The sequence below is a fragment of the Shewanella sp. GXUN23E genome (assembly GCF_050865035.1).
Lineage (GTDB): Bacteria > Pseudomonadota > Gammaproteobacteria > Enterobacterales > Shewanellaceae > Shewanella.
In genome coordinates this window covers 75,139-88,004 of the sequence record NZ_JBOZWP010000023.1, presented here as the reverse complement: position 1 = coordinate 88,004, position 12,866 = coordinate 75,139, and the positions used below count along the sequence as shown (strand labels likewise).

The 12,866-nt window shown below is 54.5% G+C and carries 6 protein-coding genes; 4 read left to right on the top strand and 2 right to left on the bottom strand.

Annotated elements, in window-relative coordinates; genetic code table 11:
* Positions 1-118: 118 nt before the first annotated feature.
* Together tamB and ACRRUX_RS17225 are read right to left on the bottom strand one after the other, a co-directional pair.
* On the bottom strand, positions 119-4,006 hold the full coding sequence (gene tamB / locus ACRRUX_RS17230; protein WP_432532597.1) for an autotransporter assembly complex protein TamB: 3,888 nt from the start codon (positions 4,004-4,006) through the stop codon (positions 119-121).
* The gene (locus ACRRUX_RS17225) at positions 4,006-5,871 is read right to left on the bottom strand and encodes an autotransporter assembly complex protein TamA (protein WP_432532595.1); all 1,866 of its coding nucleotides are present in this window, start codon (positions 5,869-5,871) and stop codon (positions 4,006-4,008) included. Before ACRRUX_RS17225 ends, tamB begins: the two co-directional genes overlap by 1 nt.
* 234 nt (positions 5,872-6,105) lie before the next feature.
* Between ACRRUX_RS17225 and ACRRUX_RS17220 the strand changes: the two genes are divergently transcribed.
* The 4 genes from ACRRUX_RS17220 to ACRRUX_RS17205 all read left to right on the top strand — a co-directional run bounded on the left by ACRRUX_RS17220 (position 6,106) and on the right by ACRRUX_RS17205 (position 12,394).
* A complete protein-coding gene (locus tag ACRRUX_RS17220) occupies positions 6,106-7,104 on the top strand; it encodes an isoaspartyl peptidase/L-asparaginase family protein (protein WP_432532607.1) in 999 nt (332 codons plus the stop codon).
* Between the two features lie 165 nt (positions 7,105-7,269).
* The gene (locus ACRRUX_RS17215) at positions 7,270-7,686 is read left to right on the top strand and encodes a CBS domain-containing protein (RefSeq protein WP_432532593.1); all 417 of its coding nucleotides are present in this window, start codon (positions 7,270-7,272) and stop codon (positions 7,684-7,686) included.
* Between the two features lie 166 nt (positions 7,687-7,852).
* Positions 7,853-11,725: an ATP-dependent RNA helicase HrpA gene (hrpA, locus tag ACRRUX_RS17210; RefSeq protein ID WP_432532591.1), complete on the top strand. Its 3,873-nt coding sequence runs from the start codon at positions 7,853-7,855 to the stop codon at positions 11,723-11,725.
* 153 nt (positions 11,726-11,878) lie between these two features.
* Positions 11,879-12,394, top strand: a complete 516-nt coding sequence (locus ACRRUX_RS17205; protein ID WP_432532589.1) for a VF530 family DNA-binding protein — start codon at positions 11,879-11,881, stop codon at positions 12,392-12,394.
* Positions 12,395-12,866 lie beyond the last annotated feature (472 nt).

Here is a 12,866-nt window from a genome sequence, read left to right as displayed (position 1 = left end):
TATACTTGGCCATCAATGGCATGGCTGGACTTCGGATAATAACCACACTGGCGTGGTCCTGGTGGTGCGATGACTACAGCACTATTCTAGGTCTATACCAGAACTATACGCAGTGGGATTAATCCAGGTCGAAGCTGTAATACAGATCCAGCGATTGGTCCAGTGTGGCAGATACGGCCTCTAGGTACAGTCGGCTAAGCAGGTAATAGCGGACGGTCAGCTCATAGCCAGGGTTGAACACCCCGATGCCGTATTTCACCATCAGCCTGTCGCCTATATAACCACTGATCGCCACTTTACCATCATCGTTGGCATCGAGTTGAATATCTGAAATCCCTATTTTTTCCGCCATACTGGTGGCGGCGTTGCCGATATTGCCAATTGCGCCGTCAGCCAGTTGGGTACTCAGGGTCAGGGCCGCGCTCATCATCAGCGCATCATTCTGTTGCTTGTCATTAAAGCCGCTGCCTTTGATGATATAAGACAGGATCTCCGCCTGCTCCATCGCCGGATTGGAAAACAGCGTTACCTGAGGGCGGGCCGGGGTACCGGTGACGCGGATGCCGGCGGTAACATCACCATTTTCATCCTTGACGACCCGTACGGCCTCAATATTCAAACTGGGCTCGGCAGCGGGGCCAACAAATTGCAGCTCACCGGTACTGATTTGCAGTCGTTGTCCGAGGAAACGATAGGCGCCGTTCAGTACCTGCACTTCGCCAAACAGCAGCGGTGGGCGGGATGGCTGCTGTTGCAGCGTCAGCGTCCCGGCCAGATTGCCACTGAGGCCCATACCGCTGATACTGACCCGATCGGCAACCCGGATATTCAGATCCGCACTGATGGGGTAGGGCTTGGATTTTGCTGCCGCCTCAGAGATGGAATCTTGGAATACCACGTCGGAAGACAGTGGCACACCACCTGCTGCCATCTGTACTATCTTGATGTCGCCGCCTGGCACTGTGATACTCCCGGCCACATGGGTACCATTGGGGTTCAGTGAAATGGTCAAATCCGGTGAAACCCGGACGATGGCAACCGGAGGAGCGATCACTTCAAGGTTGTCACCTTTGATGGTGACTGTGCCATTGGCCTTACCCTGTTGCCAGTCCAGCCCTCCACCCAGTTCACCGGTGCCTTTGCCCATACGCCAATCGCCGCTCAGCGTTGCCTGCTGCCCGCCAAAATTCACTGCCAGATTAATATCTTCCATCAGTGTCGGGTTGGCTGCAGCGGAAAACGAACCTTTGCTCAGAGTCAACTTACCTTCAGCTCTGGGATGGCCAAGACTGCCGGACAGTGAAATGTCACTGGTCAGTTCGCCGGTCAGCGTTTCAATTTGCGGCATAAATACCTGCAGACCAGCCAGCTGCAGGTGATCGATACGGATATCCCCGCTGAGCGCTCTATCCGGTTTGACGCTGACCTGCAGCCTGCTGGACAGGGCGGCGAGTGTGCCGGCATCCAGACTGGCATTAAGCGTCAGTAAATCATCTTTCAGCAAGCCAACAATCTGACCTCCCTGGTATTCCACCGTCGCAGGAGGCTGCTCTTTACGGGTAACGGTAATGCTGCCGGGCATTAACTGCAGCAGTATATTGGCACTGGGGCGTTGACCCGGTAGCCAGTATATCCGGCTGTCGAGCATCACCGGGCCATGCCATTTCAGCTGGCGTGGCATCAAAGGCGCGGCAATGCTGCCCGGATCGCCTTTAAAGCCAACCGCTGCCTGGCCCTTGGTGCCGATGCGAGCAGTTTCCTCAAGGCACAATTGGTTGTCCTGACTTTGCAGGCAGAAGGGAGGTATCTGTCCTTGCTGCTGGCTGACATTCCAGTTCATTGATACAGGCTTATCGAGGCGCCAGTCACCCAACAGCGTAGTGATATCCAGCCTACTGATATCTGCAGCAACACTTTGTTTTTTATCGTCATATTTACTGTCAATACGGGTGTCGAGACGTAAGTCGCCCTGGGTTGTCAGCGACAATTGCTGCTGATTGAGATTCCCCTGACTCCAGAGCGTCAGGGTGTTGAGTGTGTGGGCATCGAATGTCAGTGATTCGCCACCAATGGCGAGGTTGTAGTCGTGCTGGCCAAGCAGATCCAGCCAGCCGTTGATTGCCAGATGGGACACTTCAAGTTCATTCAGGCCAACCTGTTTCATCTCGCCATCCAGAGTCAGACGCGGGGCATCTTCTTTGCCCGTTACCCTGAGATCTGCCTGAATGCTGCCTTTGGCATTTTTCATCCAGGGAGACAGATCCGGAACTGTCAGTTGGCCGGTCAGGTCCCAGTTTTCGCCGGTGCTGCCATCTGCCGTCAGGCTTGCACCCAGAGCACTGAGTTTAAGTGCACTGGCATTAAAGTGCAGTTTGCTGTCCACCGACAGCGCCCCGGACAAATCCAAAGGGTAGCCATCCAGCAAGCCATAAAGTGACAGCCGGGGCAGCTGAATTTGCCAGTCTTTGCCGCTTAGCTTGCCTGAGCTCACAATATCAGCAGTGATCCTGCCCTTGGGCAGTGTTTGCTCTCCGGGCAGGATGACCAGGGCGGGATTTAACTGTTTGCCATTGAGCGCGACATCCCAATCAAGCCGCAAAGGCTGCTTGTCGCTGCCAGGGGCGTAATCCAGATTGCCGGACAGGTGCAGCGATGACTCGCCAGCCACCAGTTGCAGGTGTCTGAGCGTAAGCTGCTGATCTGTGTGACTAAGCTCGGATGCAAACTGCGCCTGAGGATAGTAAGGGGTTAATATGTCGCCGGATAGCACCGCAAACTGGCTTGTTAAATCGCCACTGGAATGCAGATTAAGCCTGCGTCCCTGATATTCAGGCGCATTCAGCGGCCATCTGAGCGCCTCGGCGGCCAGTGTGACCTGATAGGGAATGTGCGGATTAGCCAGTGCAGCATTGGCTGATAGGGTAAAGTCAGTGTCTCCCTGACCTTTGGCCTGCAATTTGAGGTCTGCAAAATCACCATTGACCCTGAGTTCAAGCGTTTGGTGGTCCAGTCCATCAAGCAGGCTATCTGCTGTCAGCTGCGCCTCGATATCGAAATCCATCGGATAGTGCTTGTCCAACTGGATGTTACCCTTCAGCGACAGACTGCCTATCGGATGCACTGCATGCAATTCCTGCACATGAATGTCTGTACCCAGATACTCGCCTTGCAGACTCAATTCGCTGAATTTATCGGTGCGCGTCCCCAGGGTCAGTGTACTGTCCTGCAGTTGCAATGCTTCTACAATCACGGGTACCGGGTTATAGACCCGCGGCAGGTGCGCCATGGCCCAGTGTGCGGCATCATCAGACGTATCGCCGGTTTTTGGCGGCTTGTCATCGGTTTTGGCGGCTGAGACTTCCGCGGCGAGGGGAATATCAACCAACAAGCCTTTGCTGTTGAGTTTGTGCACCCGGATACCGGAAATTGGCCAGTCGGCGGCCGCACTGAGCTCATCGGCATTGAAATGCATGTCATTGACCCTGACGTTGACCTGTTTGAGCAGGCTGTCATTCAGGCTGATCGTAATGGGCAGCTCCAGCGGTGAATCCGGCGCTGAATCATCAGTGTCAGCGTCGGGCTCGTTGTTGTCACCGGAGGAAATCGCATCGGTATCTATGTTGACGGATACGGAAGAGGCTGCCAGTCGATTAACACATACCTGCTTGTGCAACAGGCAAGCCGGAGACCAGGCCAGGTGCAGATCTGTGGCATCAACCTTGATGCCGTCCATCGACCAGTGGGCCTGTGCCAGCGTTAAATCTTTATTCAGACGACCACTGAGATAACTGATCTCAAGGTTGGGCACAAAGGCATCGGCCAGCATGACCGAGAGCCTGCTGCCAAAAGAAGTACCGATGAGCAGCGCCACAGTCACCAGCAGCAATAACGGCAGGTACACAACCAGCCTGATGCTGTTGCGCAATATCCGAATCGGCAAACTGCGGGATTTTCGGGCTGGCAGTGCCGCTTGCTCCGGCTGATCTGATAGAGATTTGTCAGTCATCACAGCACAGTCCCCATGGTCAGGTGAATACGCCAGCTGCGATCCAGAGTTTCGGTTTTATTCAGACCAAAACCTATATCCAGCTTGATGGGACCGACCGGCGAAATCCAATGGAGCCCTGGACCAACCGCAACTACAGGCTTAAATTCATTTTTGTCAAAAGCATTACCGGCATCGATAAAGGCAGCCACCCGCCAGGTAGGGGTCAGATAATATTGATATTCCAGACTGCCTACCGCCAGATAACGGCCGCCGATCACTTCTCGCAGGGTGCCCTCAGGCGTTACTGTATCTATGGTAGGACCCAGTTCCTGATAGCCATAACCGCGAATACTGTTGTCACCGCCGGCGAAGAAACGCAGCGAGGGCGGAACCAGCGCCAAGTCGCCATCCGGCACCAGGTTGATCCCCAAATCCAGGCGGGCGACAAATCTGTGTTTGGTGAAGAATGTATCGACCCACAGATAGCTGGCCTGCAATTTGGTCAGCCGGATCGCCGAGCCCAGGTTGGGATCACCATACTGGAGCGTATAGGTACTTCGATGACCGGATTTTGGGTCCAGACTGTTGTCGCCGCGCACGGTTTTTTGAATACCGGCGCCAAAGAGGACGTATCTTGGATCGTAGTGTTCGCCAGACTGGGTGTAGGACTCCTGCAGTCCCTGTACCGAATAGCCCAGCAACCAATTGTTGGCAATTTTTTGCTGACGCAGCACTTCCACAAAGCCTTTAGTGGACTCGAGCTGCCCGGTGGTATCAAATTCCCGGGCTTCAGGATCATACACCTGCACCACGCCGTATCTGTCTTTGACCAGACCCAGCTTGATTTGCAGTCTGTCATCCAGAGGGTGACTCAGGGGAATGGTATAGGTGCTTTGAAAGCGGTAGCTGTCCTGCGCCAGCGAATCCCGTGACCACTCAATGGTGGTTTCCTGACTGTGACCCAGGCTGTTGATCTGCGGTGTGCGCCAGGTGATGCTTGCCTTGGGCTCAGGTTTATTGCCCGAGGTGTTACCAATCTCCACACCGACACCCAGGTCTATGGTGTTGGCTGGTTTAGGCGTCAGTTGCACACTGACTGGCACCTGAGTGTTTTTCGCCTGCTCGATTTGCGGCAGTACCTTGATATTGGAAAAGTAGCCGGTGTCCAGCAGTTCCCGGTTCAGGTTGCCGACGCGCTGGGTAGAGTAGGGCGCATGGGGCTGAAACGGGATCAACTGCTCCAGCAATGCAGGCCGTAAATCAGAACCTTCGAAATGAATGGCACCGAAGCGATAGCGACTGCCGGAGTTGAGGTGCAGGGTCACAGTTGCCAGGTTCAGATCCCGGTTGACCGTGATCCGCGATGTCACATATCTGGCGTTAAAGTAGCCGCGCGACAGCGCCAGTGCCTGCAGCTGGGATTTGACATCCTCGTAAACGCCCTGATTGAGAATATCGCCGGGCAACATTTTTACGCCGCCAATCCATTTTTCAAATTCAGGTGAATTGCGCAGCTGGCCATCTACCTGGATATCCACCCACAGCAGCCTCACAGCCGGTCCGGGCGTGACGTTGATACTTAACTGCCAGGGGCCTTTATCGGTACGCTCCAGATGTTGCTCAATTTCCCCATGATAGTACCCCATAGACTCCAGCGCAGCGGTGACATTGTCCTGCACACTGAACAGAAAGGCTCTGCGTTGGGCCTCGCTTTCCGGAAGGCTGCCCAAATGGGCGGAGATATTGCGCGACAGCGCCTCGTCCACCCCACTGATAGCCAGGGTGAGCCAGGGATCGGTTTTGCTTTTGGCCTGAACGGTCAGAGGCAGCAATAGCACCAGCAACAACAGCAGGTATGCAGGCCTGTTAGGAATGGTCAGCATTGGGATGTGGGAGTCCAACGATGGCAGTTGCAATATCTGCTTCCAATTGTCACCGCAATGTCATGTGCTGGCAAGCAGGTGATTGCAATCAAAGAAATAAATGACTACAAAGAAACCTTTGTCGTCACGCTGGCGACGCTCCCTGCGCCCTGAGATGAGCAAAAATTCATGCTGCGGCCGAGTAACCAAGGAATAAATACAATGAAAAAAATCGCCCTGTCCGTTATTGCCCTGATGACCCTGAGCGCACAGACGCTGGCCAGTGAGCCGCAAAAGCCCTTTGGCATCGCCATTCATGGTGGTGCCGGTACCATCTCCAAAGCCAATCTCACGCCTGAGCAGATTAAAGCTTATGAAGATATGCTCAGGCAGGCGGTGGAAAAGGGCCATGCGGTGCTGGCGTCCGGCGGCGACAGTCTGGAAGCGGTGCGTGTTGCCATTAATGTGCTGGAGGACAGTCCGCTGTTCAATGCCGGTAAAGGCGCGGTGTATACCTTTGACGGTGGCCATGAGCTGGACGCCTCCATCATGGATGGCAAGACCCTCAATGCCGGTGCAGTGGCCGGGGTGAAACATATCAAAAACCCCATCAATCTGGCGCTGGATGTGATGCAGCACTCGCCTCACGTGATGCTGGCTGGGGAAGGTGCAGAAGAGTTCGCCCTGACCCGCGACTATAGTCTGGTGCCACAGGAGTATTTTGATAGTCCCGCCCGCCATGAACAATTGCTTAAAGCCAGACAAAAACTGGCCGAGCAGGAACTTGCCAGTAAAGATTACCAGGCCAGCCTGATGGCACTGGATCTTGAGTACAAGTTTGGTACTGTGGGAGCTGTGGCGTTGGATAAACAGGGCAATCTGGCCGCCGGTACCTCAACCGGCGGCATGACGGCCAAACGTTATGGCCGGGTTGGTGACTCGCCGGTGATCGGCGCAGGGACTTATGCGGAAAACAAGGTTTGCGCCGTGTCGGCTACAGGACATGGTGAGTACTTTATCCGTTACCATGTGGCCGGCGATATCTGCGCCCGGGTCAAGTATCAGGACAAATCCATCATTCAGGCTGCCGATGAAGTGATTAACCAACGATTGATGACTGCCGGCGGGACTGGTGGCGTGATTGCCATTGATGGCCGCGGCAATATTGCAACGCCTTTTAACACAGAAGGTATGTACCGGGCGACCATGCGCAATGATGAACCGGCGCAGGTGATGATCTGGACCTCGAAGTAATCCCGGCTATTTTGGCTACACTCAAAGTTGACATAAGGTCAACGTTGAGTGGTGGTTGGGAAAGTGCCCAGGTGAGATCACCGTTAGCCAAGAGCACGCCTGTAACTGTCGGCTTTATTCAGCGAAGCAACTGGATAGAGGAACACCTTAACTGAGGGGGAAGATATGGATTCCATTAATATCAGTGATTACATGGATAGGCAGGCGGTGTTGTTGCGCCCGGAGATGTCGATGGCCACCGCGGTTGAAAAACTGTTGACCCACAAAAACATGGGGGCGCCTGTGGTGGATGCCAGAGGCATGCTGGTGGGCTTTTTATCTGAGCAGGATTGTTTGTCTGTGATGCTCAAAAGCAGCTATCACTGCGATCTGACGGCAACAGTCGCAGATATCATGCGTACGGATGTACTGTCAGTCAGCCCGCAGGACAGCATGTTAAAGCTGGCGGAGCAGATGCTTGGCCTCAAGCCTAAAATCTACCCAGTGGTCGATGAGGGCAAAGTACTGGGCACCATCAGTCGCAGTAATGTGCTCAGGGCGATGAACCTGTATATGCAGCAGTGTTACCAGAACCAGACCTGAGAATATGACAGCATCGCTGGCCTGTCTGAGCCCGCCCGAACGAGAGCGGGCTTTTTGTTGGTGTAATTTTCACCGCCACAGCGGTCGGTGCCCGTGTTTGTGATACCAATTGCCGGCACAAGTTGTTAGGATCCCACCCACTTTGTGCTTATCGTGGAATTTGGTTTTGCGTCCGGACCTTCATCCCCTGTCCCGGGAATTTCTTGCCCAGTGTTTTCAACTTGATGCTGCTTACATCCGGCGTCGGCTATTCCGTCTGAACAAAGAGACGGATCCACAGAAAAAGGCCGCGGCGCTGGCTGCCCTTGAAGAGCGTGCCCAACTGGCGCTGGAGAAGGTCAGGGAACGTTTGGATAATCGCCCTGAGATTGAGTATCCTGACAACTTGCCGGTATCCCAGAAACGGGATGAGATTGCCAGTGCCATCATCAATCATCAGGTGGTAATTGTCGCCGGTGAAACCGGCTCGGGCAAAACCACTCAGCTGCCGAAGATCTGTCTGGACTTGGGCCTGGGCACCCGTGGCCTGATTGGTCACACCCAGCCAAGACGTCTGGCTGCGCGCTCGGTGGCCAGCCGCGTTGCCGAAGAGCTGAAAAGTCCGCTGGGTGATGCCGTGGGCTTTAAGGTGCGATTTGCCGATGCGATTAAAGCGGATTCCTACATCAAGCTGATGACCGACGGTATTTTGCTGGCAGAGCTGACGTCAGACAAATTGCTGGATCAGTACGACACCATCATTATCGATGAAGCCCACGAACGCAGCCTGAACATTGACTTTATTCTGGGATACCTCAAGCAGGTGCTGCCCAAACGGCCGGACCTCAAGGTGATCATCACCTCGGCCACCATTGATGTCGACAGATTCTCCAAACACTTCAACGACGCCCCTGTGATTGAAGTCTCAGGCCGCACGTACCCGGTGGAGACCCGTTACCGGCCGCTGTTGCAGGACAATGACGCCGATCTGGACTTGATGGACGGTATCTTTGGGGCTGTGGAAGAGCTTATGGCCGAAGGCCCCGGCGATATTCTGATCTTTATGAACGGCGAGCGGGAAATCCGTGATACTGCCGAGCAACTGAACCGCCGTAATTACCGGGACACCGAAGTGCTGCCTTTGTATGCCCGGCTGTCCTATGGCGAACAGTCCAAGGTGTTCCAAAGCCACACAGGTCGGCGCATCGTGCTGGCCACCAACGTGGCTGAAACCTCACTCACTGTGCCCGGCATCCGCTATGTGATTGACCCGGGCACCGCCCGTATCAGCCGCTACAGCTATCGCACCAAGGTGCAGCGTTTGCCGATTGAGCCTATCTCACAGGCCAGTGCCAATCAGCGTCAGGGCCGATGCGGCCGGGTCGGCCCGGGGATCTGTATTCGTCTGTATGATGAGCTGGATTTCCAAAACCGGCCGGCGTTTACCGATCCGGAAATTCTGCGCACCAATCTGGCGTCCGTCATTTTGCAGATGCTGGCGATTGGCCTTGGCGATATCAGTGGCTTCCCCTTTATCCAGCCACCGGATGAGCGCCATATCAAAGATGGCTTTTTGCTGCTGGAAGAGCTGCAGGCGGTGGACAATCACAAGGGCAAGTTACAGCTGACTCAACTGGGTCGCCAGCTGTCGCAAATTCCGGTGGATCCGCGGCTGGCTCGTATGGTGGTGGAAGCCAATAAAAATGGCTGTCTGCACGAGGCGCTGGTGATCACCTCTGGCTTGTCGATTCAGGATCCCCGCGAGCGGCCAATGGACAAAAAACAGGCATCCGATGAGGCCCACAGCCGCTTTGCTGATAAAGATTCCGATTTTGTTTCCTGGATAAAACTCTGGGATCACTTAAAGAGTAAACGCCACGAATTGTCTGCCAGCCAGTTTCGCAAGAACTGCAAGCAGGAGTATCTGGCCTACCTGCGGGTGCGTGAGTGGCAGGATTTGTATGCCCAGCTGCGTCAGGCGGTGCACGACCTTAAATGGAAGCTGAACGATACGCCTGCAGACTATGACAACCTGCATCAGGCACTGCTTTCAGGCCTGCTCAGTCATGTCGGCTTTAAGCAGGAGAATAACGAGTACCTGGGTGCCCGTAACCGTAAGTTCTTTGTGTTCCCCGGCTCGCCTTTGGCGAAAAAGGGACCCAAGTGGATTATGGCGGCGGAGCTGACTGAGACTTCCCGGCTGTTCGCCCGCTGCTGCGCCAAAATCAATCCCGAGTGGCTGGAGTCGCTGGCGGCCCATCTGGTGAAGAAAAACCACAGTGAGCCCCACTTTGAAGCTAAGCAGGGCAGTGTGGTGGCGTTTGAAAATCAGGTGCTCTATGGCCTGACTATTGTCAATCGCCGCCGGGTGCAGTTTGGCCCCATAGATCCTGTGGAATCCCGCGCCATCTTTATTCGCAGCGCATTGGCTGAGGGACAGCTGAAAACCAATGAGGCCTTCTTCCGTCATAACCGCATGCTGGTGGAGGATGTGGAAGAGCTGGAGCACAAGTCCCGCCGCCGCGACATTCTGGTAGACGAAGATGTGCTGGTGGACTTTTACGATGAGCGCCTGCCGCAGGGGATCTATAACGCGCCCAAGTTTATGCGCTGGTGGAAGCAGGAGAAGCGCAGCAATCCAGCGCTTTTGAATTTCGATCCTGAGCTGCTGATGAAGCGCAGCGGCGAGCATATTTCGGCGCTGGATTTCCCCGATGACTGGCACAAGGGCAATCTTAAACTGCGCATCAGTTATCACTTTGAGCCAGCGGCTCAAGATGACGGCGTTTCTGTACATGTGCCGGTAGCGCTGCTTAATCAATTGGATGAAGAAGGCTTTGACTGGCTGGTGCCGGGATTGCGGGAAGAGAAGTGCATGGCGCTGATCAAGTCCCTGCCCAAAACCCTGCGCCGCAACTTTGTGCCGGCGCCGGATTATGCCCGCGCAGCGGTGCAGGCGATGAAACCTTTTGAAGCCAGTCTGATGGAGTCTTTGTGCAAGCAGCTGCTGCGCATGACAGGCACCCGCATCAGCCCGGATGACTTTGATTTGACTCAGCTGGATAAACATCTGGTGATCAACTTCAAGGTGGAGGATGACCAGGGCAAGGTTGTCGACCAAGGCCGGGATATCAATGAACTGAAGGATAAACTGCAGGGCGTGGTGGCCAAGGCTATTCGTAACGTGGCGGATAAAGGCATAGAGCGGGAGGCTATTACCGAGTGGAGCTTCGGCGACTTACCGGCTCAGTATCAGCAGCGCAAGGGCAACTATGAAGTGAAAGCCTTCCCCGCGCTGGTGGATAACAAAGACTCGGTTGCGATCAAATTATTTGATGACGAATTTGAAGCGCAAAGAGTCCACCGTCAGGGCCTGCGCCGCTTGCTGCTGCTCAATATGCCGTCTCCGGTTAAGCACCTGCAGCAGGCCTTGCCCAACAAGGCCAAACTGGCCATGTACTTCAACCCCTTCGGGCAGGTGCAGTGGCTGATTGATGACATCATTGATGCCGCTGTGCAGCAGCTATTGGATGAAAAGCAGCTGGATATTCGCAATGCTGAGGATTTCGACAAAGGCCGTGATTATGTGCGGGCGCAGCTGAATGAAACCGCCGAGGCGATAGCGCTTAAGGTTGAGCAGGTACTGACCCTTTACAACGCCATCAAGAAACGCCTCAAGGGCAAAATAAGCTTTGATATCGCCTTCGCCATGAGTGATATTCAGGCGCAGCTCGATGCGCTGGTATTCAAAGGCTTTGTGGCGGCCACCGGCTGGCAGCGCATGGCAGATCTGGTGCGTTACTTAAAGGCGATTGAAAATCGTCTGGACAAGCTGCCGGTTGACCCTGTGCGCGATCGCCTGCATATGCAGGTTATTCAGAAAGTGCAGGAAGCGCTGGAGGCTCAGTTGGCCAAGGTGCCTCGTTTGCAACCTGTGCCAGAACATTTGTTGCAGGCCCGTTGGTTGATTGAAGAGCTCAGAGTTTCCTTCTTCGCTCAGGTGCTGGGCACCAGTGTGCCTGTGTCTGAAAAACGGGTGATGCAGTTGATTACCAGCTGATCAGCGCGATGAAAAATCGATGGAAGCCGGTGCCTGACTCCGGCTTTTGTTTTTTCAGGCTGGCTGAGGCTAGCAATTATTCTGTTGTAGCCTGAACCCATGCAATAGGCTAGAATGCCCGCCCGTTTTTTTGCCATAACAGGCCCGGATTCCATGATTGAATTGCAACAAAACAACCCACTGCACGGCTTAAAGCTGGAGACTATGATCACCGAGCTGGTCGACTTTTATGATTGGAAAATTCTGTTTGCGGCCCTGAAACTGCAGTGTTTCAACCAAAATCCCTCCATTGAAAGCTGCGTTAAGTTTCTTAAAAAAACTGAGTGGGCCCGGGAGAAGGTTGAAAACTTCTACCTGTATCGCTTCAAACGTATGCCCAAAGCCACTGCCCGCGAATTTGCCATGAAGCCCAGAGAGCGCGGTTTTGCCCATGGCGTTAAACCCCGCGAGCCACAGGTGCTGACGCTGGAGCTGATTGAGCAGATGCAGGCTAAAGCGGCGGCTGATTATGCGGCCAAACGCAGCATAGATAAGCCCGCAGGTAAGTTTGGCGGCAAGCCCCGCGGTGATGGCGAACAAAGGCATAAGCGCAGCAGCGAAGAGGGCTATGCCCGTCGCATGAAAAAGCGCGCGCCATCCCAGGACCCATCCAACCCCTGGGGTAACTGATACCTCTCGCCATTGTGCGACAAATTGTCGGCGAAAACAGCCAATCCCGTCTGATTGGCTGAATGGGCTTATCAGAACCGTTGAGCGATGGGATAAGAAGCCATTTAGCCATCAAAGAGTACTAATTTAAGAGTACCAGTTAAGAGTGCCGGTTAAGAGCGCCATCAACGCCGCACTGCATATCGCTTTACCCTCTTGTAAGTCATTGGCCACAATCCAGATCTGCGACCGCGTGCGGACTTCAGCCTGTCACCGGAGGCGTGCTGGCAGGTCTTCGACAGCACCAATTTCAAAGCGTTATTCCCACACCTTCATTCCCACACTTTAGTTCCCAAAGCCGCACTCTCTAAACCCTACACTAAAGGCAGGCATCCCGCTCGCGGCAATCCTGAGCCTACTCCCTCCAGTGGTCGCAGGATTTGATTGTTGTGCACTTGTTGCTGGCGGGCGGCTTGAGTCAGATGTCTGGCGC